24 protein-coding genes and 1 pseudogene are annotated in these 24,480 nt (G+C 72.0%); 17 read left to right on the forward strand and 8 right to left on the reverse strand.

The annotated features are described in order from the left end of the window. Nucleotides 1-6: 6 nt before the first annotated feature. Entirely contained in the window at nucleotides 7-1,404 is a 1,398-nt protein-coding gene (locus FHR82_RS21585) for an MFS transporter (protein ID WP_311771201.1), read from the reverse strand. A 107-nt stretch (nucleotides 1,405-1,511) separates the two neighbouring features. On the opposite strand from FHR82_RS21585, the gene FHR82_RS21590 reads away from it, so the two are divergent. From FHR82_RS21590 to FHR82_RS21610, 5 genes are all read left to right on the forward strand, one after another. Then, nucleotides 1,512-2,051, forward strand: a complete 540-nt coding sequence (locus FHR82_RS21590) for a TetR/AcrR family transcriptional regulator (RefSeq protein ID WP_184812258.1) — start codon at nucleotides 1,512-1,514, stop codon at nucleotides 2,049-2,051. Continuing rightward, nucleotides 2,048-2,704, forward strand: coding sequence for a hypothetical protein (locus FHR82_RS21595; protein WP_184812259.1), 657 nt, complete (start codon nucleotides 2,048-2,050; stop codon nucleotides 2,702-2,704). The genes FHR82_RS21590 and FHR82_RS21595 overlap by 4 nt, the downstream gene beginning before the upstream one ends. A gap of 9 nt (nucleotides 2,705-2,713) precedes the next feature. After that, nucleotides 2,714-4,837: an NAD-dependent DNA ligase LigA gene (ligA, locus tag FHR82_RS21600; protein ID WP_184812260.1), complete on the forward strand. Its 2,124-nt coding sequence runs from the start codon at nucleotides 2,714-2,716 to the stop codon at nucleotides 4,835-4,837. Further along, nucleotides 4,830-5,321 (forward strand): GNAT family N-acetyltransferase, encoded by a 492-nt coding sequence (locus tag FHR82_RS21605; RefSeq protein WP_184812261.1) that lies wholly within the window; start codon nucleotides 4,830-4,832, stop codon nucleotides 5,319-5,321. The genes ligA and FHR82_RS21605 overlap by 8 nt, the downstream gene beginning before the upstream one ends. Before the next feature lie 107 nt (nucleotides 5,322-5,428). Continuing rightward, nucleotides 5,429-6,496 carry a hypothetical protein gene (locus FHR82_RS21610; protein ID WP_184812262.1) on the forward strand — a complete coding sequence of 356 codons (1,068 nt, stop codon included), beginning with the start codon at nucleotides 5,429-5,431 and terminating at the stop codon, nucleotides 6,494-6,496. Nucleotides 6,497-6,559: 63 nt separating this feature from the next. Here the strand turns inward: FHR82_RS21610 and FHR82_RS21615 are convergent, their stop codons facing one another. Next, nucleotides 6,560-7,120: a class I SAM-dependent methyltransferase gene (locus FHR82_RS21615; RefSeq protein WP_184812263.1), complete on the reverse strand. Its 561-nt coding sequence runs from the start codon at nucleotides 7,118-7,120 to the stop codon at nucleotides 6,560-6,562. 210 nt (nucleotides 7,121-7,330) lie between these two features. On the opposite strand from FHR82_RS21615, the gene FHR82_RS21620 reads away from it, so the two are divergent. Together FHR82_RS21620 and FHR82_RS21625 are read left to right on the forward strand one after the other, a co-directional pair. Next, entirely contained in the window at nucleotides 7,331-7,924 is a 594-nt protein-coding gene (locus FHR82_RS21620) for an AraC family transcriptional regulator (protein WP_311771202.1), read from the forward strand. Between the two features lie 38 nt (nucleotides 7,925-7,962). Further along, the gene (locus tag FHR82_RS21625; RefSeq protein ID WP_184812264.1) at nucleotides 7,963-8,109 is read left to right on the forward strand and encodes a hypothetical protein; all 147 of its coding nucleotides are present in this window, start codon (nucleotides 7,963-7,965) and stop codon (nucleotides 8,107-8,109) included. Nucleotides 8,110-8,116: 7 nt separating this feature from the next. Here FHR82_RS21625 and FHR82_RS21630 read toward each other — a convergent pair whose 3' ends face one another. Continuing rightward, on the reverse strand, nucleotides 8,117-8,770 hold the full coding sequence (locus FHR82_RS21630) for an ACT domain-containing protein (RefSeq protein ID WP_184812265.1): 654 nt from the start codon (nucleotides 8,768-8,770) through the stop codon (nucleotides 8,117-8,119). A gap of 228 nt (nucleotides 8,771-8,998) precedes the next feature. Between FHR82_RS21630 and gatC the strand changes: the two genes are divergently transcribed. Genes gatC through FHR82_RS21650 form a run of 4 tightly spaced genes read left to right on the forward strand, consistent with a single transcriptional unit; the run spans nucleotide 8,999 to nucleotide 15,324 of the window. Further along, nucleotides 8,999-9,298, forward strand: coding sequence for an Asp-tRNA(Asn)/Glu-tRNA(Gln) amidotransferase subunit GatC (gene gatC / locus FHR82_RS21635; protein ID WP_184812266.1), 300 nt, complete (start codon nucleotides 8,999-9,001; stop codon nucleotides 9,296-9,298). Then, nucleotides 9,295-10,806: an Asp-tRNA(Asn)/Glu-tRNA(Gln) amidotransferase subunit GatA gene (gene gatA / locus FHR82_RS21640; RefSeq protein WP_184812267.1), complete on the forward strand. Its 1,512-nt coding sequence runs from the start codon at nucleotides 9,295-9,297 to the stop codon at nucleotides 10,804-10,806. The genes gatC and gatA overlap by 4 nt, the downstream gene beginning before the upstream one ends. Further along, on the forward strand, nucleotides 10,806-12,305 hold the full coding sequence (gatB, locus tag FHR82_RS21645; RefSeq protein ID WP_184812268.1) for an Asp-tRNA(Asn)/Glu-tRNA(Gln) amidotransferase subunit GatB: 1,500 nt from the start codon (nucleotides 10,806-10,808) through the stop codon (nucleotides 12,303-12,305). Before gatA ends, gatB begins: the two co-directional genes overlap by 1 nt. A 16-nt stretch (nucleotides 12,306-12,321) precedes the next feature. Continuing rightward, nucleotides 12,322-15,324, forward strand: coding sequence for an AfsR/SARP family transcriptional regulator (locus FHR82_RS21650; RefSeq protein ID WP_184812269.1), 3,003 nt, complete (start codon nucleotides 12,322-12,324; stop codon nucleotides 15,322-15,324). A 4-nt stretch (nucleotides 15,325-15,328) separates the two neighbouring features. On the opposite strand, the gene FHR82_RS21655 is transcribed toward FHR82_RS21650, so the two are convergent. Further along, complete coding sequence (locus tag FHR82_RS21655) at nucleotides 15,329-15,847, reverse strand: hypothetical protein (protein WP_184812270.1); 519 nt, start codon at nucleotides 15,845-15,847, stop codon at nucleotides 15,329-15,331. Between the two features lie 265 nt (nucleotides 15,848-16,112). Between FHR82_RS21655 and FHR82_RS21660 the strand changes: the two genes are divergently transcribed. Further along, nucleotides 16,113-16,403: a hypothetical protein gene (locus tag FHR82_RS21660; RefSeq protein WP_184812271.1), complete on the forward strand. Its 291-nt coding sequence runs from the start codon at nucleotides 16,113-16,115 to the stop codon at nucleotides 16,401-16,403. Here FHR82_RS21660 and FHR82_RS21665 read toward each other — a convergent pair. Continuing rightward, on the reverse strand, nucleotides 16,360-17,541 hold the full coding sequence (locus FHR82_RS21665; protein WP_184812272.1) for a PQQ-dependent sugar dehydrogenase: 1,182 nt from the start codon (nucleotides 17,539-17,541) through the stop codon (nucleotides 16,360-16,362). The two genes, FHR82_RS21660 and FHR82_RS21665, sit on opposite strands and share 44 nt — an antisense overlap. Nucleotides 17,542-17,594: 53 nt before the next feature. Between FHR82_RS21665 and FHR82_RS21670 the strand changes: the two genes are divergently transcribed. Genes FHR82_RS21670 through hemW form a run of 3 tightly spaced genes read left to right on the forward strand, consistent with a single transcriptional unit; the run spans nucleotide 17,595 to nucleotide 20,479 of the window. Continuing rightward, a complete protein-coding gene (locus tag FHR82_RS21670; protein ID WP_184812273.1) occupies nucleotides 17,595-18,500 on the forward strand; it encodes a 2-hydroxyacid dehydrogenase in 906 nt (301 codons plus the stop codon). A gap of 50 nt (nucleotides 18,501-18,550) precedes the next feature. Further along, entirely contained in the window at nucleotides 18,551-19,234 is a 684-nt protein-coding gene (locus FHR82_RS21675) for a DoxX family protein (protein ID WP_184812274.1), read from the forward strand. Between the two features lie 12 nt (nucleotides 19,235-19,246). Beyond that, nucleotides 19,247-20,479, forward strand: coding sequence for a radical SAM family heme chaperone HemW (gene hemW / locus FHR82_RS21680; protein WP_184812275.1), 1,233 nt, complete (start codon nucleotides 19,247-19,249; stop codon nucleotides 20,477-20,479). 143 nt (nucleotides 20,480-20,622) lie between these two features. Here the strand turns inward: hemW and FHR82_RS21685 are convergent. From FHR82_RS21685 to FHR82_RS21695, 3 genes and pseudogenes are all read right to left on the reverse strand, one after another. Beyond that, a pseudogene (locus FHR82_RS21685) lies at nucleotides 20,623-21,807 on the reverse strand (RNA polymerase sigma factor). Beyond that, nucleotides 21,804-22,031 (reverse strand): YciI family protein, encoded by a 228-nt coding sequence (locus FHR82_RS45250; RefSeq protein WP_311771203.1) that lies wholly within the window; start codon nucleotides 22,029-22,031, stop codon nucleotides 21,804-21,806. Before FHR82_RS45250 ends, FHR82_RS21685 begins: the two are co-directional and overlap by 4 nt. A gap of 166 nt (nucleotides 22,032-22,197) precedes the next feature. Beyond that, the gene (locus FHR82_RS21695) at nucleotides 22,198-22,806 is read right to left on the reverse strand and encodes a TetR/AcrR family transcriptional regulator (protein WP_184812276.1); all 609 of its coding nucleotides are present in this window, start codon (nucleotides 22,804-22,806) and stop codon (nucleotides 22,198-22,200) included. A 57-nt stretch (nucleotides 22,807-22,863) separates the two neighbouring features. Between FHR82_RS21695 and FHR82_RS21700 the strand changes: the two genes are divergently transcribed. After that, nucleotides 22,864-23,265 carry a hypothetical protein gene (locus FHR82_RS21700; RefSeq protein ID WP_184812277.1) on the forward strand — a complete coding sequence of 134 codons (402 nt, stop codon included), beginning with the start codon at nucleotides 22,864-22,866 and terminating at the stop codon, nucleotides 23,263-23,265. After that, nucleotides 23,262-24,461: a cytochrome P450 gene (locus tag FHR82_RS21705; RefSeq protein ID WP_311771204.1), complete on the forward strand. Its 1,200-nt coding sequence runs from the start codon at nucleotides 23,262-23,264 to the stop codon at nucleotides 24,459-24,461. The genes FHR82_RS21700 and FHR82_RS21705 overlap by 4 nt, the downstream gene beginning before the upstream one ends. Nucleotides 24,462-24,480 lie beyond the last annotated feature (19 nt).

Genomic DNA, 24,480 nt, shown 5'->3' on the forward strand with positions numbered 1-24,480 from the left:
GAACCCTCAGCGACGCTTGAACGTCAATGCCACCCCGAACGTCAACAACGCGACAAACGCCGAAGTAGTGAACGCCGCCGTCATCCCCGTGACCAAAGCATCCGTCCCCGCATGCCCCCGCGACGCCGACCCAGCCACCGTCACCAGCACCGCCAGCCCCAGCGTCGCCCCGATCTGCTGCATCGTCTGCAGCGCGCCGCCGGCCGCCCCCGCGTCCGCGGGTGGCACCGTGCCCATGATCAGCACGTTCAGCGGCGCGAACGCGAGCCCGCCACCCACCCCCATCAGCACCATCGGCCCGAGCACCCCCGGCACGTAACCGGAACCGGCCGACAGTTGCGCGACCCACCACAGGCCGCCCGACATGAGCAGGGTGCCGGTCACCGCGATCGGTTTCGGGCCGAGCAGTGGCAGCAGCCAGGGCACGGCCCGCGACAGCACGAAGATCCCCACGGCCATCGGCAGGAACGCGAAGCCGGTCGCGAGCGCCCCGTACCCGCTCACCTCCTGCAGGAACTGCGTCAGGAAGAAGAACGCGGACATCATCGACAGCGGCCCGAGGAAGAAGTTCGCGTACCCGGCCGCGCGGTCGCGGTCGGCGAACAGCCGCAGCGGCAGCATCGGGTGCCCGACCCGCGTCTGCGACCACACGAACGTCACCACCAGCACGGCACCGGCCACCAGCGGCCACACCGCGGACGCGGCGCCCCACCCGGCTTCGGCGGCCCGGATGAACCCGTACACCAGCGATGCCACCCCGAGTGTGGCGAGCACGGCGCCGGTGACGTCCAGCTTCGCCGGATGCCGCTCGGGCTCGGCGATGTGCCGTGCCCCGAAGACCAGCACGACCACCCCGAACGGCACGTTGATGAACATGACCGACCGCCACGTCAGCCACTCGGTCAGCAGCCCGCCGAGGATCAGGCCCACGGCGAACCCGGACGACGCCATCGCCGAGAACAACGACAGCGCCCGCACCCGGGCCCGCGGTTCGGTGAACGTGCTGGTGATCAACGCGATCGTGCTCGGCCCGGCGGCCGCGGCGCCGAGGCCCTGCACGATCCGGGAGGCGATCAGCAGCCCGGCCGAGTCGGCGAGCCCGCCCGCGAGCGACGCGGCGGTGAACACCGCGACCCCGGCGAGGAACACGCGCCGCCGCCCGAACAGGTCGCCGAGCCGCCCGCCGAGCAGCAGCAACCCGCCGAACACCAGGGTGTACGCGTTCATCACCCACGACAGCCCGGCAGGCGTGAAGCCGAGGTCGGTGCGGATGCGGGGCAGCGCCACGTTCATCACCGTCACGTCGAGCATGAGCATGAGCTGGCACGTGAGGATCAGCGCCAGCGCGACACCCGGCCTGGCTGCGACGGGCCTGGCCATGGTCTGAGCGGTCAAGGAACACACCTCTAAGTGGAGACATTCTCCGTTTGGACCGCGTTAGCATATGGAGAACGTCTCCGGCTGCGCAAGCCTATCCGGAGAATGTCTCCGGATGGAAGGAGCGTGCGCCGATGCGCGCTGACGCCCGCCGCAACTACGAGCGGATCGTGGCCACCGCGCGGGACGTGTTCTTCGAGCACGGCATCGAGGCGCCGCTGGACGACGTCGTCAAGCGCGCCGGTGTCGGCGCCGGCACGCTCTACCGGCACTTCCCGAACCGGGAGGTGCTCATCGAGGCGGTCTACCGCACCGAGATCGAGGAGATCGCGGAGCAGGCGTACGCGCTCGCCAGGGACCAGTCCGCCGAGGACGCCATCCGCGAGTGGTTCCGCGAGCTGATCCGCTTCCACATCGACCGGTCCGGTCTGGCGGCGGCGCTGAAGGCGGCGATCGACGAAGGCTCGGAGACCTTCCAGTACTGCAAGCAGAAACTGCGGGACGCGGCATGGGCGTTGCTCGAACCGGCGCAGGCCGTCGGCGCGGTGCGGTCCGATCTGGAGGCCGTCGACCTGATGCGGCTCTCGCACGGCATCGGGACCGCGGCCAAGTACGCGGACGAGGCGAGCCGGGACCGGATGCTGTCGGTCCTGATGGAGGGGTTGAAGCCGTGAAGTTCTTCCGCCGCAAGGAAACGCCGCCCGTCGAGCGTCCCGGTCCCGAGGTGCTGGCGGAACGGTTCTGGTGCGGCTGGTACGAGGCGCTGCCCGAGGTGGCCGCCGCCCTCGGCGACCGCGAGCCGCAGCGGGTCGAGAACCAGCTCTGCGCGCTCGTCGCCGACCTGCACCCGGACCTGCACTTCTCCCTCGAACGCGGTCAGCGGTCGATTTACGCGTTCGTGCTGAGCGGGCAGGAGGACCCGAGGCTGCGCCCCTACACCGACGCGTGGCGCGCGGCCGCCCCCGCCGCCGACGCGATCTGGGAGTACCACGACTCCGTCCCGCCCGTCCCGGACCCGACACAGGTCACCGTCAACCTCGGCGCCCACCGCATCCCGCTCGCCGACATCCGCGTCGTCGCGCAGGTCGACGACGGCGTCGTCGACGTGGCCGTCTACCACCCGGAGATGGCCGCGCTCGAACCAGCGGCCCGCGACGCCATGACCTACCTCCCGCTCGACGCGGCACTGGGGGAGCGGCTCGCCGCGACCCGGCTGCGGCGCGTCGAGACCGCGACGACCGAGCCCGAGGACACGATCGGGTTACTGGAATTCCGAACCCTCGTGCAGGGCCTCGACGGCCCCGAAAATGTCGGTGGTGCCGACTAGTCTGCCCCTGTGACCAGTGCAGACGAGAGTGTGAAGGCCGAAGGCGTCGAGGACGTGCCGACCGAGGTGCGGGAGCGTCACGGGGCGCTTTCCGAGGAGATCAACGGGCACCGCTTCCGCTACTACGTGCTCGACTCGCCGACCGTGTCCGACGGCGAGTTCGACGCGCTGTGGCACGAGCTGCTCGCCATCGAGGAGGCCCATCCGGGCCTGGTCACGCCGGACTCGCCGAGTCAGCAGGTCGGCGGCACGTTCTCCACCGAGTTCAAGGCCGTCGACCACCTCGAGCGGATGCTCAGCCTCGACAACACCTTCGACGCCGACGAGCTGGGTGCCTGGGTGGACCGCGTCGAGAAGGAGCTGGGCCCGACCTCGTACCTGTGCGAGCTGAAGATCGACGGGCTCGCCATGAACCTCCTGTACGAGGACGGGCGTCTCGTCCGCGGCCTCACCAGGGGTGACGGCCGCACGGGCGAGGACGTCACGCTCAACGTGCGAACCCTGGAGGACGTGCCGACCCAGCTGACCGGCACCGACGAGTTCCCGGTGCCCAAGCTCGTCGAGGTCCGCGGCGAGGTCTACTTCCGCGTCGAGGACTTCACGGAGCTGAACGCCAAGCTCGTCGAGGCGGGCAAGCCCGCGTTCGCGAACCCGCGCAACACGGCCGCCGGTTCGTTGCGGCAGAAGGATCCCAAGGTCACCGCGAGCCGCAAGCTGAAGCTGATCTGCCACGGTCTCGGCAAGCGCGAGGGCTTCGAGCCGGAGCGCCAGTCCACGGCGTACGACGCGCTGAAAGCGTGGGGCCTTCCCGTCTCGTCGCACACCAAGGTGATCTCCGACCGGGCGGAGCTGTTCTCCCACATCGAGTACTGGGGCGCGCACCGCCACGACGTCGAGCACGAGATCGACGGCATCGTGATCAAGGTCGACGAGGTCGCCAAGCAGCGCAGGCTCGGCACCACGTCACGGGCGCCGCGCTGGGCGATCGCCTACAAGTACCCGCCGGAGGAGGCCACGACCACGCTGCTGGACATCAGGGTCAACGTGGGCCGCACCGGCCGGGTGACGCCGTACGCGGTGATGGAGCCGGTGAAGGTCGCCGGTTCCACGGTCGAGATGGCCACGCTGCACAACGCCAGCGAGGTCAAGCGCAAGGGCGTCCTGATCGGCGACCGCGTGGTGATCCGCAAGGCGGGTGACGTGATCCCCGAGGTGCTCGGCCCGGTCGCCGACGCGCGCACCGGCGCGGAACGCGAGTTCGAGATGCCGGCGCGGTGCCCGTCCTGCGGCACGACGCTGGCGTACGAGAAGGAGGGCGACGCCGACATCCGCTGCCCCAACGCCCGCTACTGCCCGGGGCAGCGCAAGGAACGCCTCAGCTACGTCGCGGGCCGCTCGGCGCTGGACATCGAGGTCCTCGGCTACGAGGCTGCCGCGGCGCTCGTCGACTCGGGTGTGCTGGCAGACGAGGGCGACCTGTTCGACCTCGACGAGGAGAAGCTCCTCCAGGTCGAGCTGTTCCGCACCAAGGCGGGTGCGCTGTCGGCCAACGGCCAGAAGCTGTTGCAGAACCTGGACACCGTCAAGGAACGTCCACTGTGGCGGGTCCTGGTGGCGCTGTCGATCCGGCACGTCGGCCCGACCGCCGCGCGCGCACTGGCGCTGGAGTTCGGTTCCCTGCCACGTATCATGGACGCCTCGGAGGAGGAGCTCGCCGAGGCGGAGGGCGTCGGCCCGACGATCGTGACCGCGTTGCGGGAGTGGTTCGCCACCGACTGGCGCCGCGAGCTGGTCGAGAAGTGGCAGCGCGCAGGCGTGCGGATGGAGGAGGAGCGCGACGAGTCGATCGTGCGCAACCTCGAGGGCATGTCGATCGTGGTGACGGGCAGCCTGCGGACCTACTCCCGCGACGAGGCCAAGGAGTCGATCATGGCCCGCGGCGGCAAGGCGTCCGGCTCGGTGTCGAAGAAGACGGCGTTCGTGGTGGTCGGCGACGCACCAGGCACCAAGTACGACAAGGCAGTGCAGCTCAAGGTCCCGGTACTGGACGAGGACGGTTTCCGCGTGCTGCTCGAACAAGGCCCGGACGCGGCGCGCGAGGTCGCGCAGGTGGGAGAGGAGACAGATGAGTGAGGTGACGGTCCGCGCGGCCCGCGAGGACGAGCTGGGGGCGGTCGGCGAGCTGACGATCAACGCTTATCACGCGGACGGCTTCGAGACCTCCGGCCCGTACGCGCTGAAGCTCGCCGACGCCCGCCCGCGCGCGGAGGATGCGGAGCTGCTGGTGGCGGTGGACGACACGGGTGCGGTACTCGGCACGGTCACCGTCGCGCCGCCCGGTTCGCCGTGGGCGCAGGTATCGGCGCCGGACGAGCTGGAGTTCCGGATGCTGGCGGTGTCCCCGGCGGCCCGTGGGCGGGGAGTGGGAGAGGCCCTGACCCGGCGCGTGATCGAGCGGGCGGGGGAGCTGGGGCTGCGAGCCGTGACCCTGAGCAGTTCACAGGACATGTACGTCGCACACCGCTTGTACGAGCGATTGGGGTTCCGGCGCACCCCGGAGGCCGACTGGGCGCCGGTGCCAGGCGTCGACCTGATCACCTATCGCCTGGACCTGTAGGCCCAGGCCGACGATCGCCTTGCCGCCCGACGTTCAGGCGCAGGCTGTTGGGGTTCCGGTTCGAATGCGGGCAGGAGCGCTGCCGTGTGCGGCTACGGTCATCGGCCATGAGACCGGCGCTGTGCAGATCACTGGCGCTGTGGGGCGTGGTGCTGGCCGGCACCGGCGACAACGGCGAGTTCCGCTTCGAACTGGAGGGGCGCGACGCCCAGGACGGCTTCGGCACGGCGCGCGAGTTCTCGCTGACCGCCCTCGCGCCGCCACACGACAACGAACTGTCCGGGCCCGCCACCGACCTCGCGTTCCTGGTCCAGCGGTCCGAGGTCGGGTTGGGCGCGATCACGACATGGCGGCCACGGCTGATCATCGGGGCCGACGGCGGAGTGGCGAACGTGGCCTGGTCGGCCAAGACCGAAACGGGCTCCGGCTCGGTCACGTTCGACGACGGCCACGGCGGCGTCGTGTGGCAGCAGCCCGGCTCCGGCAGCGCCGGGTTCGACGTGCGGTTGCTCGAAGGGTTCTCCGGCGGAGCGTCCGTGCTCGCCGAGGACGAGCGGCCAGGCCCGGACACGAGAATCAGGACCCGTTACCGCTCGCAGCGCGTGCCGTACGTGACGAGTGTGCCGCCACCGCCGTCGCGGGGAACGGACTGCGTGGTCGAGCGGACGTCAGGCGAACGGGAAACCCGGAGCCCCTGCCCGCTCACCGACGGCGGACTGGAGTCGGTGGACCTCGGGTTCTCGTCGGCGGTCGTCGACCTCGGCAGTCCGCGCGGCCTCTCGCTGCTCGCCGTGCGCGGCTGCGCGGAAGGCGCGACCTGCACGGTCGAGCACTCCGTCGACCACCGCACATGGCAGCCGCTCGCCACGGCCAACGAGCCCTTCGCGGCGGCGACCGTGGACGCGGGCACACCCATCCGCTACCTGCGGATCAGCTCGTCGGCGCCGACACTCCAGCTCGCCGAGGTCTCGGGCTGGGAGGGCGGGCCGGAGGCGACCGCGTCGCTCGCCGTGGTGCCGCCGGAACGACTCGACGCGCCACGAACCGCCGCGGCCACCAGCGCGAACGGCCCGCCGTGGCTGTGGCTCGGGCTCGGCGCGCTCACCCTGCTGACGGTGGCCGCGCTGCTCGGTTTCCGCATCGGCCGCGGCAAGCGGGCGCCGGGCACGGCGTGATCCGATCAGCAGAACCAGCTCCGGCTCGCCCGGACTTCGTCGCCGCCGCGAAGAGCGACCGGTTCACCGCGTAGCGCTGAACCGGAAGGACCGGCCACCCTCCTGTGTGGTCGCGTCGTGGAAACCGTTGCGCCGCAAGCGGTCCGGCATCGTCCCCGGATTCACCGGCACCATCGTGTCGCCGATGTGGATCAGCCGGAACCGCAGGCTCAGCACGCTGTCCGACCCCGCGAACACCCCACCCGGCCGCAGCACCCGCGCCGCTTCCGCGAACAGGCGGTCCTGGTGCTCCGGCGACGGGACGTGGTGCAGCATCGTGAAGCACACGACCGCGTCGAAGGTCTCGTCGGCGAACGGGAGCGCGGCGCCGTCTCCCTCGTGGACGTCCACGTCCGGGAACTGTGCGCGCAGGTCGCTTGCCAGCGCCGGATCGACCTCCACCGCGGTCAGGTCGCCGCCGTGTCCGGCCAGCCAGCGAGTGGTGATCCCGTAGCCAGGCCCCAGTTCGAGGACCTTGCCTGCCAACGGCACCTCACGGGTCGCCCACGGCAACACCTGTGAGTGCATCCTCGTGGCCCAGCCATCCGAGCGGCAGATCCGGCGGTGTACTGCGTTCATCGGCATGCGCCCGACGCTAGGGCTCGCCCGGCCCGGCCGAAACCACGTAGCCTGTCAAGCCATGTCGCGTTTCGGCCACCCACGCGATTTCGTCGCCCTGCCGTTGGGGGTCGCGCTGCCCCGCGGCCACCGGTTCCCCACGCACGTCCACCCCTCGCACCAGCTCGTGTGGGCTCGCCGCGGCGTGGTGACCGTCGGCGCGCGGACACGACGTGGGTGCTGCCGCCGAGCCGCGCGCTGTTCGTCCCGGCGGGCGTCGCGCACACGACCGCCGCCGCGTCGACCGCCGAGATGCACAGCCTGTACCTGCTCCCCGGCTGCTGCCCGGCGTTGTGGGCGGAACCGACGGTCCTCGCCGCGGCACCCATGTTCGCCGCGCTCGTCGGTCACCTGTCCGACCCGGACCTCTCCGGCGACGCCAGGCGCCGGGCGGAAGCGGTGCTGTTCGACGTCCTGGTCCCGGCACCGGTCGCGTCGGTGGAACTGACCTGGCCCCGCGACGACCGCGCCCGCCACGTCGCCGACGCGCTCGCGGCCGACCCCGCCGACGACCGCGACGCCGCCACGTGGGCCCGCGAGGTCGGCGCGAGCGAACGCACGCTGTCGCGCCTGTTCGTCGCGGAAACCGGCGTGGGCCTCGGCCGCTGGCGCACCCGGCTGCGCGTCCGCACCGCACTGGAACTCCTGGCCGACGGCATGCCGGTGGCGGTGGTGAGCAGGCAGGTCGGCTACCGGACCACGAGCGCGTTCATCGCCGCCTTCCGCCGGGAGGTCGGCGTGACGCCGTCGCACTGCTTCTTGACCGCCTAGTACAGACCGACGGGTTACGCCACACGATCCTCACCCGCGTGGACGACACCACGTGGATGGACCTGTGGCACTGGGACTCGGAGGAGTCGCTGAAGGCCACGCAGCAGGCTCAGCTCCCGGCGGCCAAGGCCGCCTTCGCGATGGTGGAGGTCGTCGACGGCACGATGGGCCGCATCGTCGCCTGACGCGGGGTCAGCCCGACAGGACCACCGCGATGATGCCCGCCAGGTGGGCGAGGCGGGCCACCTCCGCGGCACGGAACTGGGGGCCACCCGGCCGTCCGACCAGCAGGACCCGCTCCGGCTTGCCCAGCGGGGTCGCGGCCAGTTCCGTGCCGAGTTCCTTCCACGTCTCCGGCACCCACGGCTCCTCGCCGTCGAGCACGGTCGCCCGGCCGAGGGGGAGGAACGGCAGGTCCAGCGTCTTGAGCTGAGGTGCGGCCGTGGACGCGGTCAGCGTCCGCGCGCTGCCGGCCTCCGGCCCGACGACCATGGCCCACCCGGCCCGGATGATCCTCGGCACACCCTCGGTGAAGATGGCGAGGCCCTCGTCCGGCTGGGCCGCCACCTCCTCGACCAGCTCGAGCTCACGGTGCGTGTCCAGCACGCCGGCGTACGGTCGCACTGCGTCGACCTCGACGTTGTTGACCGATTCAGCCGCTGTGATCAGCACGTCCGGCAGGCGCCCCTTCGGCAACTCGACGACCAGGTCGTCGATGGCCGAGCCGTTGTTCCGCTCCACGACGTCCACAGACAGGATGTCGGCCCCGATGGCCCCGAGAGCGGACGCGACCGCCCCGAGCGCTCCCGGAGTGTCCGGGAGCTGAACCCGGATCAGGAAGGACAAGGCGAACGCCTCCCGCTACATAGGTGTCGATCTCGTGCCGGCCGACGATTGTCGCAGACGCCGAGATACCACTTGGCCCGCCGTCCACACCCCGGGACGGCAAAGCCTGTGACCAGCTTGCCACTTCGGAACCCGTTCGTGCGCTGACCAGGCGCGCAAATAGACTCTCCTGAGACTTGTGCCTCACAAGCATGACTACACAAGGTTGCGAATCAGGAGCCGTTTCCCGTGCCCAACATCTCTCGCGACGAGGTGGCTCACCTCGCTCGCCTGGCCAGGCTAGCCGTCACCGAGGACGAACTCGACACGTTCGCAGGCCAGCTGGACGTGATCCTCCAGTCGGTGGCGCGTGTCGGCGAGGTGGCGGCCGAGGACATCCCGCCGACCTCGCACGCCGTGCCGCTCACCAACGTGTTCCGCGAGGACCTCGTGCGTCCCGGGCTCACACAGCAGCAGGCCCTGGCCGGTGCGCCGGCCGCAGAAGACGGACGTTTCCGCGTGCCGAGGATCCTGGGGGAAGAGGCATGAGTGACCTCACAAGGCTCACCGCCGCCGAGCTGGCCGACAAGATCCAGAAGAAGGACGTCTCCGCCGTCGAGGTCGCGCAGGCGCACCTGGACCGGATCGCCGCGGTCGACAAGACCGTCAACGCCTTCCTGTACGTCGACACCGAGCGTGCGCTGTCCGCGGCCCGCGCGGTCGACGAGGACGTGGCCGCCGGCCGCGAGCCCGCGTCGCCGCTCGCCGGCGTGCCGCTCGCGCTGAAGGACGTCTTCGTGATGGAGGGCGCGCCAACGACCTGCGGGTCGAAGATCCTCGAGGGCTGGTCGCCGCCGTACGACGCGACGGTCACCCGCAAGCTCCTCGAGGCGGGCGTCGTCATCCTCGGCAAGACCAACATGGACGAGTTCGCGATGGGCTCCTCCACCGAGAACTCCGCGTTCGGCCCGAGCCGCAACCCGTGGGACCTCGACCGCATCCCCGGCGGCTCCGGCGGCGGCTCGTCCGCCTCCCTCGCCGCGTTCGAGGCGCCGCTCGCCATCGGCACCGACACGGGCGGCTCGATCCGCCAGCCCGGCTCGGTCACCGGCACGGTCGGCGTCAAGCCCACCTACGGCGGCGTCTCCCGGTACGGCCTGGTCGCGTTCTCCTCGTCGCTCGACCAGGGCGGTCCGTGCGCACGCACCGTGCTCGACGCGGCGCTGCTGCACGAGGTGATCGGCGGCCACGACCCGCTCGACTCCACGTCCATCGACGCGCCGGTGCCGCCGGTGGTCGCCGCCGCCCGCGACGGCGCGCGCGGTGACCTGTCCGGCATGCGGATCGGCATCGTGACGGAGTTCCAGGGCGACGGCTACCAGGCCGGTGTCACCGCCGCGTTCGTGCAGGCCGTCGAGACGCTCAAGGGTCTCGGCGCCGAGGTCGTCGAGGTGTCCTGCCCGCACTTCGACTACGCGCTGCCCGCGTACTACCTGATCGCGCCGTCGGAGGCGTCGTCGAACCTCGCCCGGTTCGACGCCATGCGCTACGGCCTGCGGACCGGCGACGACAGCGCGAACAGCGCGGAGCAGGTCATGGCGCTCACCCGCGAGGCCGGGTTCGGCGCGGAGGTCAAGCGCCGCATCATGATCGGCACCTACGCGCTGTCGTCGGGCTACTACGACGCCTACTACGGCCAGGCGCAGAAGGTCCGCACGCTGATCACGCAGGACTTCGAGAAGGCGTTCGAGTCCGTCGACGTGCTGATCTCGCCGACCACGCCGACCACGGCGTTCCGCATCGGCGAGCGCGCGGACGACCCGATGGCCATGTACCTCGCGGACCTGTGCACCATCCCGGCGAACCTGGCGGGCACCCCGGCCATGAGCGTCCCGGCCGGACTGTCCGATGAGGACGGCCTGCCGGTCGGCCTGCAGGTGATGGCGCCCGCGCTGGCCGAACCCCGCATGTACAAGGTCGCGGCCGCCTTCGAGGCCGCCCGCGACGCCGCGTCCGGCGGCGCGCTGATCCACCGCGTCCCCGAGCTGGAGGCCTGATGACCGCCGCGACCGTCCTCGACTACGACGAGGTCATCGAGCGCTTCGACCCGGTGCTCGGCCTCGAGGTGCACGTCGAGCTGAACACGCACACGAAGATGTTCTGCGGCTGCCCGACCACGTTCGGCGCGGAGCCCAACACGCAGGTCTGCCCGACCTGTCTCGGTCTGCCGGGCTCGCTGCCGGTGGTGAACCGGGTGGCCGTCGAGTCGGCCATGCGGATCGGGCTCGCGCTGAACTGCGAGATCGCGCCGTGGTGCCGATTCGCGCGGAAGAACTACTTCTACCCGGACATGCCGAAGAACTTCCAGACCTCGCAGTACGACGAGCCGATCGCGTTCAACGGCTCGCTGGACGTGACGCTCGAGGACGGCACGGTGGTGACCGTCGCGATCGAACGCGCGCACATGGAGGAGGACACCGGCAAGTCGCTGCACGTCGGGGGCGCCACCGGGCGGATCCACGGCGCGGACCACTCGCTGCTGGACTACAACCGCGCCGGCGTGCCGCTGATCGAGATCGTGACGAAGCCGATCGAGGGCATGGGTGAGCGGGCGCCGGAGGTGGCGCGCGCCTACGTGTCGACGCTGCGCGACCTGCTGCGGGCGCTCGACGTCTCGGACGTCCGGATGGACCAGGGCTCGCTGCGCTGCGACGCGAACGTGTCGCTGATGTCCAAGGGCGCCACGGAGTTCGGCACCCGCACCGAGACCAAGAACGTCAACTCGCTGCGCAGTGTCGAGCGCGCGGTGCGCTACGAGATGACCCGGCAGGCGGCGATCCTGGTCGAGGGCGGGTCGATCCTGCAGGAGACCCGGCACTTCCAGGAGGCCACCGGCACCACGTCCGCCGGCCGCCGCAAGGAGACCTCGGAGGACTACCGGTACTTCCCGGAGCCCGACCTGGTGCCGATCGCGCCGCCGGCCGAGTGGGTGGAGCAGCTGCGGGCGACGCTGCCGGAGATGCCGTCGGAGCGCCGCAAGCGCATCCAGGCCGACTGGCAGCTGACCGACCTCGAGCTGCGCGACCTGGTCAACGCGGGTGCGGTGGACCTGGTGGCGGCGACCGTCGACGCGGGCGCGTCCCCGGCGGAGGCCCGTGCGTGGTGGGTGAGCTACCTGTCGCAGGAGGCGAACTCGCGCGGCCTCGAGCTGGCCGCGCTGCCGATCACCCCGCCGCAGGTGGCACGCGTGTCGGCGCTGGTGGCCGAGGGCAAGCTGACGAACAAGCTGGCCCGCGAGGTCATCGACGGTGTCCTGGCGGGCGAGGGCGAGCCGGACGAGGTGGTCGAGAAGCGTGGCCTCGCGGTCGTGTCCGACGACAGCGCCCTGTACGCCGCGATCGACGAGGCACTGGCGGCGCAGCCGGACGTGGCGGACAAGATCCGCGGCGGCAAGGTGGCCGCCGCGGGCGCCATCGTGGGTGCGGTCATGAAGACCACGAAGGGCCAGGCCGACGCGAAGCGGGTGCGCGAACTGATCCTGGAGCGCTGCACGTAACGGCAGCAGGTCTGCCATGGCGGTCAAGTTCTGCGTCCTCGGTCCTCTGCAGATCACCGGCCACGACGGCCGGTGGCTGCGCCTGCGCGGGGACCGGCAGCGGTCGCTGCTCGCCATGCTGCTGTTCCACGCCAACGAGCGGGTGCCGACGGACCGGCTCGTCGACGCGCTGTGGCCGGACGTCCCGCCGAAGTCCTACGCGTCGAACCTGCACACGTACGTGTCCCGGCTCCGGGACCGGCTCGGTCACACGCTCATCGACCACGCCGGTCCCGGCTACCGGCTGCACGTCGCCGACGCGGACCTTGACCTGCTGACGTTCCGCGCGGCCAGCGAGTCCGGCCGGGCCGCGCTGCGGGACGGCGACGCCGAGACCGCCGCCCGGCAGCTGCGGCTCGCGCTCGACCAGTGGCGGGACCGCCCGCTCGCCGACCTCGCCCTGTCCGCGCTCGACACCGAGGTGGCGCGGCTGGAGATCGAGCGGCTCACCGTCTTCGAGGACTGGGTCGAGGCGGAGCTGGCGGCGGGCCGCCACGCCGAGCTGCTGGGCGAGCTGCAGGCCGCGGTGGCGGCGAACCCGTTGCGGGAACGGCTGGTCGGGCAGCTCATGCGGGCGCTGCGCAGTGCCGGTCGCCAGGTCGACGCGCTCGCCGCGTACCGCACCGCCCGCGCCACGCTCGTCGAGGAGGCCGGTCTCGAACCCGGCGCCGGGCTGCGGGCCGTGCACACGGAGATCCTGCGGGGTGACGGTGACGACGGCGGCGCACCCGCCGACGAGTGGCCGATCCGCCAGCTCCCCGCCGACATCCGCGGGTTCACCGGCCGCGACCACGTCGTCGACGAGCTGTCCACGCTGCTCACCGGCACCGACGGGCTCCCGGTCGTGCTGACCGGCGAACCGGGTGTCGGCAAGAGCACGCTGGCCGTCCGCGTCGCGCGCCGCCTGCAGGCCGCGTTCCCCGACGGCCAGCTCTACGCCCACCTCGCCGGTGCCACCGCGCCCCGCCCGGTCGACGACGTCCTCACCGACCTGCTGCGCAGCCTCGGCGTCACCGGGCCCGGCATCCCCGACGACGTGCACGCGAAGGCCGCCGTGCTGCGCAGCCGCCTCGCCGACCGCCGCGTGCTGCTCGTGCTCGACGACGCGGCCGATCCCGGCCAGGTCCGCCCGCTGCTGCCCGGTACCCCGAGCACGACGGTGCTCGTGACCAGCAGGCGCAGGCTCAGTGGACTCCTCAACGCGCGCCGCGTCACGGTCGGTTCGCTCACCGACGACGAGGCGCTCGACCTGCTCGCCACGCTCGCGGGCCCGCGCGTGACCGCCGACCAGGACGGCGCGCGCCGCATCGCCGCCGCGTGCGGCAACCTGCCGCTGGCACTGCGCATCGCGGGCACCCGCCTCGCACTGCGGCCGCAGCTGCGGCTCACCACGCTCGCCGACCGCCTCGAGGACGAACGCCGCCGCCTCGACGAGCTGTCGGTCAGCGACCTGCAGGTCCGTGCCGGTCTCGAGCTGAGCTACGCGGCACTGACCGAACCCGCTCGCGGCACGTTCCGGCTGATCGGCGCGGCCGCGGTCACCAACATCCCCGCGTGGGCGATCACCGTGCTGCAGGACGGGGCCGCGGGGGAGGACGCCGTCGACGAGCTGGTCGAGTCGAGTCTGCTGCAGCCCGCGGACGACGACGCGTGCGGCGAGCCCCGCTACGAGTTCCACGACCTCGTGCTGACCTTCGCCAGGGAACGGCTGCTCGCCGAGGACGGCGAGGGTGCGTGCGACCGCGCGGCGGCCAAGCTGCTGGACGCGATCCTCGCGGTCGCCGACCTGCTTGGCCGCGACCTGCCGAAGGTGTTCCCGGCGCTGGACCCGGCCATGGACATCGACGAGCCCGTACCGGCGCCACAGCTGCCGGCGGACAGCCTGGCCCGCTACGCCGCCGATCCGGACGGCTGGTTCGCGATCGAACGCCCGTCGCTGGTGGCGGGCATCGGCCTGCTCACGACCATCGGGATGTACCGGCGGGCGGCGCGGATCTTCGAGCGGCTCGCGCGGTACCTGTGGCCGCAGGGTTCGTACGCGGACCTGCGGACGTGCGCGTCGGCCATCGCGGAGGCCGGGCGCGCGGCCGGGGACGAGCAGGTCGAGGTGTGGGCGGAGGCCGTGCACGCCAGGGTGCTGCACGTGCGGGGCCGGTACGCCGACGCGGTGGAGAAGTACCGGTGGTGCGCCGAGCGGCTCGACGGCGACCGGTCCGCGCTCGCGTGGGTGCTGACGAACCTCGCCGACTGCCTCACCGGGCTCGGCGTGCCGGAGGAGGCCCTCGCGCTGACCGACCGCGCGGCCGCACTGTCCACAGTGGATGCGGTAGCGGCGGCGAGGTCGGCGGCGCTGAACCGGTTGGGCCGTCCCGCCGAGTCGGTGCACGTGGACACGGCCGCGCTCGCGGCCGCCCGCCAGTCGGCCGATCCGCGTGCGGAGGCGGGCGCGCTGCAGAGCCTGTCGTGGAGCCTCGCGCTGACGGGGGAACTGGACCGGGCGGCGACCGCGGCACAGGACGCGGTGGCGCTGCTGCGGGACACCACGGCCCGGCGGGCGCTGGCGCGGGCGCTGCGGACGTTGGGCGCGATCCACGCTGGACGCGGGGAACGGGCCAGCGCGCTGGCCGCGTTCACGGAGTGCCGCGCGATCGCGGAGGAGATCAACGAGGTGCCGAGGGTCCTGTCGAGCAGGCGGGCGATCGCGGCGAGCTGGGTCGGCGACGGCCGCGCCGCCGAGGCGGTGGCGGAACTGCGGGCCTGTGTCGCCGAGTACCGGGAGATGGGCTCGACGTCCTCGACCGCGATCACGCTGCGGCTGCTGGCCGCGGCGCACGACGCGGCGGGTTCCCCCGGCGCCGCGGCGGAGGCGCGTGCGGAGGCCGACCGGACGGCCGACCCCCGCGACAGCAACGCGCGTGCGCTCACGGCGTTGCTCATGAGCCTCACCAGGGTGCCGGGCCCCTCGCTCGCGGCACCCTGAGCGGTCATGCCTTGGTGGCCTTGGCGTACCGGCCGATGGCGGGCAGCCACGTGAACACGATCGCGAGGATGCCGCCCAGGATCGCGAGCATCGCGAGACCGGCCATCGCCGTGGTCGTCTCGTCCCCGAGGATCACCAGGCTGAAGATCATGGTGAACGCGGCCGAGATGGTGACGAGGATGCGGGCGGCCTTGCCCGCCTTGAGCATGAGCAGGCCGAAGACGAGCAGCGCGGCCCCCGCGCCGGCGGCCAGGTAGCCGCGGGTGGTGAAGGTGCTCACGAAGTCGTCGGTCGACGTGTAGCCCGCGAGGTTCGAGAACAGCTCCAGGTCGGAGTCGGACACCTCGGGCAGCCCTGCCTGCACGAGCAGGTCCTTGACCAGTTCCTTGCCCCCGGTGGCGATCAGGATGCCGTTGACGATCGCCGCGAGCGCGGTGACCACGGTGATGCCGATCGCCGCGACGAGCACCCCTGGCCGGCCGGTGACGGCGGGCGCGGTCGGCGTAGCCGGAATTGCGGACACGATTCTCCTTGCTGAGTAACGGAAAAGAGGCAAGGTGAGCACGGACACGACACCCCTCGGATCGCGGTGCTCACCCAGGCGCAGCAGGCTAGGAGACCGCGCCACACGGAGCGCACACAGAACGGGTGGGGCTGTCCCCACCGGTGATCCACCGGTCCGCCCCATCCGTCGGCGATCATGCTCCGGCAGAGTCGCCGCATGGGGGAAACCAGGGCAAGACAACGGAAACCCGTCATTCGCCGCGCTGGACGGCAGGCTCGACGGCGTGAGCGCGGTCGTCTACCTGGGGTACGCGATCACCGCCTGGAATCGCTCCCAGAAGCTGTTCACCGACGAGTTCCTGGCGCGGCTGGCGCACCCGACGGGGGCGCTCGCGGAGGTGCTGGCGGCCAACGACGACCCGTCCCGGTGGTGGCCGTCCGTGCCGGTGCGCCTGTACGCCGGGCACGGCCGACCGGGACTGGTGAGACCGACGGTCCGTTCGAGGTGTGCTCGACGGACCGTCACCGGCGTCAGTCGGGGCCGTTGCCGCCGCCGCTGGTGGGCGGCACGATGACGACCGCGCGGTCGTCGCTCGACACCGGGGTGCCGCCTTCCTTGTTGACCGTGCCCACGACCGCGACCTGCTCGTTCACCGCGTCCATGCCGCCGAGCCTGCCGAAGCCCTCGTCCTTCTCGAGCGAGATCTGCGGCTTGCCGGAGAACGACCCGTCCTGCGCGATCGGCAGCATCTGCGCGTTGCCCGCGGTCGACATGACGGTCACCACCCCGGAGGCCGTCGCCGCGCACCCGGCGACGCCCGGCCGGTCCGGCCACGTCCACGCGGGCGTGGTCAGCGGCTTGCCGGGCTCCAGCCGGTACAGGACGTCCTGCGTCGCGGTCCGGTCGGTCACCCAGGTGCTCGAACCGTCGAACGGCGCGCACACGCCGCCCGGCGCGTGGAGTCCGCTCGCCATCACGAGCGACCCGGGTGTCGGGTTGCCCTGGGCAGGCTGGCCTGCCGCGTCGAACCGCAGCACCTTGCCGGCCAGCGACTTCAGGTCGCCGGCCAGGTTCACGTTGCCCGCGTCGCCGGTGGCCAGCAGCAGCGCGCCGCGCCGGTCCAGTGCGAGGGCGCCCCGGTTGTTCGTGGCGCCGCGGGGGATGCCGGTGATGATCGGCTTCGGCACGTCACCCGGCGCGATCCGCACCACGCGGTTGTCGGTCGCGGTCGTGACGTACGCGAAGATCAGCTGGTCCTCGGCGTAGGTGGGGGAGAGGGCGAGCCCGGTGAGGCCGCCGTCGGTGCTCCCGTCGACCGGCACGGTCGCCACCAGCTGCGGGTCCGAGCCCATCTTGACCCGCAGGATCCGGCCGGTGCGCCGCTCGCCGACCAGCGCGGTCGGGTCGCGGCCGTCGCCGGGCAGCGCGGCGACCGCGGTGATGGTGTCCATGCAGGTGCCGATGACCGCCGGGTCGTAGTCGGTGCACCCGTCCGGCGGCGGGATCTCGGTCGGCCGCTCGGCTCGGCCGCCACCCGGTTCACCGCCCTGGCCCTCGCCGGGGACCTGCGGTTCCGGTCCGCCCTGCGGGGTGAGCTGCTCCTGCGGCCGCCAGCTCTCCGGCGGCGGCTGGTCCGTGAACGTCGCGCAGCCCGCCGTCAGCAGGACGCCGCCCAGCACGCCCGCCACCAGCACACGCGACCTCAAGGACATGCGGCCCACGCTAGGGTCCCGCCCGTGAACCTCGGGTAAGTAGGGTGCCTGACGTGACGATCACCGTGCTGGTGCCCGACGAGGCCGGCGAGACCGCGCTGACCGGCGTGAACGGCCTCGACGTGGTCCGCTACGACACCGCGGGGGCGCTGCCGGGGCACGCCGAGGTGCTCGTGCCGGGGTTCCTCGCACCCGCCGACCCGGAGTCGCTGGTCGCGGCGCTGCCGAACCTGCGGCTCATCCAGCTGCTCACGGCGGGTGCGGAGAACTGGATCGGCCGCGTGCCCGCGCACGTCATGCTGTCGGTGGCCCGTGGTGCGCACGGCGGCAGCACCGCGGAGTGGGCGCTCGCCACGCTGCTCGCGGTGTACCGGGACCTGATCCCGTTCGAGCGGGAGCGGGTGGCCGGGACGTGGGGCCGCAGGCCGACCGAGACGTTGATCGACAAGAAGGTGCTGGTCATCGGGGCCGGTGACCTGGGAACACAGCTGAAGCGCAGGCTGTCCGCGTGCGATGCGACGACCACGCTCGTCGGCACGAGGGCCCGCGACGGCGTGCACGGCTTCGACGAGGTGCCCGACCTGCTGGGCGCACACGACGCGGTGGTCATGATGGTGCCGCTCACGCCGGCCACCGAGGGGATGGCCGACGCGGCGTTCCTGTCCAGGATGCGGGACGGTGCCGTGCTCGTGAACGCGGCCCGCGGCAAGGTCGTCGACACCGGCGCGCTGGTCGCCGAACTGGCGAGCGGCAGGCTGCGCGCCGCCCTGGACGTGACGGAACCGGAGCCGCCGCCCGCCGGCCACCCGCTGTGGACGGTGCCGAACCTGCTGCTCACCCCGCATGTCGCGGCGAGCGTCGAGGGGTACGAGCGCCGTGCGTACGCGGTGGTGGCGCAGGAGATCGCGCGGTACGCGGCGGGGGAGCGCCTGCACAATCTCGTACAGGGCGATTACTGATCGCGAGGTTGTGGCCCCACCCGATCGGCCTAGGCGTTACCCTCCGCTGGGTGAGTACTGAAGACGACCGTGGCTACTACACCACGGGTGACTCCTCGTCCACGACCCAGAGCTTCGGTCCGCCCGCGGGCACCAGCTCGTCCTCCCTGTTCGATGAGGACGACGCGTACACGAGCCCGCCGACCACCGACTTCTCCAGCTTCGACGACCAGGAGCCGGAGGGCACCACCAAGGGCAGAAAGCCGGAGTGGCACCGCGGCCTCGACTTCGGCCTGCTGGTGCTGCGCCTCGCGATCGGTGCGTTCTTCGTCGCCCACGGCACCGACAAGCTGTTCGGCTGGTTCAACGACGGCATGGGCATGGAGGCCACGAGGCAGCTGCTCACCGGGTTCGGTTTCACCGAGCCCGGCGCGCTGGCCTGGGTGGTCGCACTGAGCGAGACCGTCGGCGGTGTGCTCGTCATCCTCGGCCTGTTCTTCCCGGCAGGTACCGCGGCGCTCCTCGGCGTGATGGCCAACGTCATCGCGGTGAAGGGCGACTGGAACCTCTTCCTCGGCGACGTCGAGCTGGAGATGACCTACGCCGCGGCGGCGTTCGCCCTGCTGTTCACCGGGCCCGGCCGCTTCGCCCTGGACCGGCACACGCACTGGTGGCGCAAGGCCCCGGTGTACGGCTTCGTCTTCCTCATCCTGGCCGCGGGCCTGACCGTGGTCACGCTCGTCGTGTTCCGCTGAGATACTGGCCGGGTGCCATCAGCACTCCCGGACGGTGACGTAGCTCCCCCGGACGGCGCGCTACCCGGGTCGGCCCTGACCGGCCTGGGAAAGCGCCCGTTCGGGGTCTACGTGCACGTCCCGTTCTGCGCCACCCGCTGCGGCTACTGCGACTTCAACACGTACACCGCCGCGGAGCTGGCCAGTTCCCCCGCATCGCCGCAGTCGTGGCTGGACGGCCTCCGCACGGAACTGGCCCTGGCGGCCCGCGTGCTGGGCACACCGCCGAAGGCCGACACGGTCTTCGTGGGCGGCGGCACCCCGTCCCTCCTGGGTGCCGCGGGCCTGACGGACGTGCTGGACGCGGTCCGCGACACCGTGGGCCTGGCCCCCGACGCGGAAGTGACGACGGAGTCCAACCCGGAGTCCACCGGCCCGGCGTTCTTCGCACAGATCCGGGCCGCGGGCTACACCAGGATCTCGCTGGGCATGCAGTCCGCGGCTCCGCACGTGCTGGCCGTCCTCGACCGGACCCACACCCCGGGCAGAGCGGCGGAAGCGGCCCGCGAAGCCCGCCGGGCGGGCTTCGACCACGTCAACCTGGACCTGATCTACGGCACCCCGGGCGAGACGGCGTCGGACCTGGCGGCATCGCTGGACGCGGTGCTGGAAGCCGGGGTGGACCACGTCTCGGCGTACGCACTGATCATCGAAGAAGGCACCGCCCTGGCCCGCAGGATCAAGCGCGGCGACCTCCCCGCCCCGGACGACGACGTCCTGGCCGACCGCTACGAGCAGACGGACAAGGCCCTGGCCGCGGCGGGACTCCACTGGTACGAGGTGTCGAACTGGGCCACCGAGCCCAAGGCGTGGTGCCGCCACAACCTGGGCTACTGGCACGGCGCCGACTGGTGGGGCGCGGGCCCCGGCGCCCACAGCCACGTCGGCGGCGTCCGCTGGTGGAACGTCAAACACCCGGCCCGCTACGCGGCCGAACTGGCGAAGGGCAACTCGCCTGCGGCAGCACGCGAAACCCTCACCCGGGAGGACCGCCACCTGGAACGGGTGATGCTGGAACTCCGCCTGGTGGACGGCCTCCCCATCGACGCGCTGTCCGAGGAGGCCCAGAAAGAAGCCCGGCTGGCAGCGGAGGAAGGCCTGCTGGACAAGGCCGCCATGGCGGGCGTGAACGGCCGCTTCGGCCGCTGCGTGCTCACCTTCACCGGCCGCCTGCTCGCGGACGCGGTGGTCCGCCGCCTGACCTGACCCCCGCCCATCTCGCCGTTCCGGGCGAACGACCGCCCGTCGCGCCCGGCACTTGTCCACAGCCCGCCGCCCGACCCCCTCTTTCCGTCGGTGCCCTGCCGTAGCGTTGGACCCGGGGGCCGGAGGCCACCCCTCCTACCGTGTCAACCCAGCCGGTTCGCGCGTTCCCGCAGGTAGCGCTGCTCCGGCACGCTGGTCGTCAACCGCGCGGCCGCGTCGAACTCCCGTCCGCGCCGCCGCCTTCTCACCGGCCATCTCGAGCAGGTGCGCCCGCACGGCGCGCAGCCGGTGATGCCCGGCCATCCGCTCGTCCCCGTCCAACTCCCGCAACACCGCCAACCCGGCCTCGCCCCCTCCGCCATCCCGACCGCCACCGCCTCGTTCAGCGTCACCACCGGGTTCGGGGCCAGCCGCGAGAGCACCTGGTACAGCGCCACCACCTGCGCCCAGTCCGTCTCCGCAGCGGTCGCGGCCTCGGCGTGCACCGCCGCGATCGCCGCCTCCACCTGGTAGGGCCCGACCCGCGCGTGCGTCAGCGTGTGCCGCACCACCCCGAGACCCTCGTCGATCAGCCCGCGGTCCCACCGCGTCCGGTCCTGTTCCGCGAGCGGCACCAGGCCGCCGTCGGCACGAGTCCGCGCCGCTCGCCGCGCGTCGGTGAGCAGCATCAACGCCAGCAGACCGGCCACCTCGCCGTCCTCGGGCAACAGCCGTCGCAGCAGCCGTGTCAGCCGGATCGCCGCGCGCACCAGCTCCGCCCGTTGCAGCGACGGCCCCGACGACGCCGTGTACCCCTCGTTGAAGATCAGGTACAGCACGGCCCGCAGGTCCGGCGGGGGCGTGAACCGCGCCTCACTCGCCCTGATCTTCTGCTTGGCGCGTGCGATCCGCTGCGCCATCGTCGCCTCCGGCACGAGGAACGCCCGCGCGATCTCCGCCGTCGTCAGCCCGCCGACCGCACGCAGCGTCAACGCGGTCTGAGACGCGGGTGTCAGGCTCGGGTGACAACACAACGCGAGCAGCGTCAGCGTGTCGTCACCCGGCACGGGCACGTCCGCGCCCGGCGCGGGCGGCTCGCCCGGCACCGCTTCCTCACGTCGCCTGCGGGCCTGGTCGCTGCGCAGCTGATCGGTCAGCTTCCGCGACGCGACCGTGATCAGCCACGCGTCCGGTCGTGTGGGCACGCCGTCGGCGGGCCAGTGCGTCGCCGCCGCGAGCAGTGCCTCCTGCACCGCGTCCTCGGCCGCCGCGAAGTCCTGGTGGCGCCGCGTGAGCGCGGCGAGGACCCGCGGCGCGAGGTCGCGCAGCAGGTCCTCGAACTCGTTCACATCTCCTCACCCGAGAACTCCATGACCGGCCGCACCTCGACGCCCGCGAACCGCGCGTCGGGAATCCGGGCCGCGATCTCCGCCGCGCGCTCCCGGCTCTCGCAGTCGAGCACGAAGTACCCCGCGAGCTGCTCCTTCGCCTCGAGGTACGGACCGTCGGTGGCCACCGGCTTCCCGTTGACGCCACGCAGGTTCCTGGTGAGGCCCGGATCCGGGAGCGCCACCCCCTCGACGAACTCGCCGGACGCGCGGGGTGAACCCCGCTCCGCCGCAGACCCCGCCGTTGATCCCGTCGCCGCCCGCGACGAACCCGTACTCGCCCGGCCGCGACACCTCGTCCGTGCTCGCGTCACCGACGTCGTACGGAGCCGGCGGCTCACCCTCGACACGTCATTTCCGCACGGTCAGCCCAGCCAGCATCCGCCCGATCACGAGGCGGTACTCGTCCTTGACCCGCGCCTTGTCCGCCTCCGCCGCCCGCGACAGCGCCTGACCCGCCGCGCCGAGCATGGAGAACGCCAGTCGCGACATCGTCTCCACCGGCAGCCGTTCGACGAGCCCGCTCTCGACCAGCGCCCGCACGTGTTCCTCGATCACGCCGAACGCGAACTTGTTCTCGAGCTCCTCCCACCGCACCCACCCCATCGCGATGGGCGCCTCCTGCCACACGACCCGGCCGTACACGGGGTCCGCGCACGTCGTCAGGAACGCGTCGAGTGCGAACAGCGCTCGCTGCCACGGGTCCTCACCGCGGTCCCCAGCCTCGGCCGACTGCCGCACCGCTTCGGTCTCCAGCTCCTCGAAGACCGCCTCGAACAAGGCCTTCTTGCTGGGGAAGTGGTGGTAGACGGCACCGCGCGTGGCCTGGATGTCGGCCGCGACGTCCTCCAGCGACGTGCCGCCGAACCCCAGCGTCGCGAAGCGGCGCGTGGCCGCTTCCAGCAGTGCGGCCCGCGTCGCTTCCGAGAACTGGTCGCGCCTGCTCTTGCCCGTTGACATGCGCGGAGTATAAGACATACGCTGCGTATGTTACCGACGCTGAGTAGGTGAAACGCCATGTCGATGGCCTGGGAGAGGACCCGACGGCGGTACGAACTGACACACGCGGTGCTCGCGGAAGTGACGCGCACCGGACGGCCGGACATCCCGGCCGGTCTGCTGGGGGAGATCGACACGCTGTACGGCGACCTGGACACGTTCCTGTCCGACCTGCGTCGCCGCTGGTACCTGATGTTCGACGCGCGGCTCGACGCGCTGCTGGAGCACTCGCCACCGGACATGGCGCGCGCCGTCGCAGGCCTGCGTCGCGACCTCGACCGCGAGCAACCCGCGTTCCGCCTCCTGTTCGATGCGCACCCGGCCCGCACCGCCGTCGACGACCACCACCGCACGACGCTGCGCGCCGCGACCGGCGTGGACCAGCCCGTCGCCCACGCTCGGACGAGGAGGGTGTCGTGACCGACACCGAGTTGCTGTTCAACCCGTTCCTGCCCGATTTCGACGCCGACCCGTACCCGCACTACCAGCGGATGCGCGACCAGGACCCCGTGCACGAGCACCCGCTCGGCTTCTGGCTCGTCACCCGCTACGACGACGTGACGGCGCTGCTGCGCGCGAAGCTCTCGGTCGAGAGCGGCAACCTCGCGGGCGGACCGATCGCCGACCAGTTCCAGCAGCTCGAGGACAGCACGCGGGCACTGTCCATGCTGGACCGCGACCCGCCCGACCACACCCGGCTGCGCGCGCTCGTCACGAAGGTGTTCACCGTCAAGGCGATCGCGGCGCTGGAGCCGATGGTGACCGACCTCGTCGACCGGTCACTCGACCGCGTCGCCGACGGCGGCCGGGTCGACCTGATCGACGAACTGGCGTTCCCGCTGCCGTTCGCGGTGATCTCGGAGATGCTCGGCACCCCGCCCGCCGACCACGAGCGGCTCCGCGAGCTGTCCGGCACGCTCGTGCGCTCGCTCGAGGTGCAGACCGATCCCGCCGTCATCCAGGCGATCAACGACGCCGAGTTCGAGTTGACCGAGATGATGCGCGACATCATCGAGTGGAAGCGCGCCAACCCGGCCGACGACCTGCTGACCGCGCTGATCGCGGCCGAACACGACGGCGACCGGCTCACCGAGGACGAACTGGTGGCGCAGGTGCTGCTCCTGTACGTCGCCGGCCACGAGACTACGGTCAACCTGATCGGCAACGGCGCCATCGCGCTCCTGCGCAACCCGGACCAGCTCGCGCTGCTGCGTGCCACCCCGGGCCTCGCGGCGAACGCGGTGGAGGAGCTGCTGCGCTACGACAGCCCGGTGCAGCAGTCCCGCCGCATCACCGTCGCCCCGCACACGATCGGTGGCCGCGAGATCCCCGCGGGCGCGTTCGTGATCGCGGGCCTGGCCTCCGCCAACCGCGACGACCGCCACTTCGGCCCGGACGCGAACGACCTGCGCATCGACCGCGCGGACGCGAGGACCCACGTGTCCTTCGGCGCGGGCCCGCACCACTGCCTCGGCGCGGCGCTGGCCCGGCTCGAAGGCAGGCTGGCACTCGGCAAGCTGGTCACCCGCTTCCCGAACCTGTCCCTCGACGGCGACGTGGCGTGGAACGGCAGGCTGAACCTGCGCGGTGCCGCGAAGCTCCCGGTCACGGTCTGACCCGCTTCACAGCGGCAGC

This window comes from Actinophytocola algeriensis (genome assembly GCF_014203735.1).
In the GTDB taxonomy this organism is placed as follows: Bacteria; Actinomycetota; Actinomycetes; order Mycobacteriales; family Pseudonocardiaceae; genus Actinophytocola; species Actinophytocola algeriensis.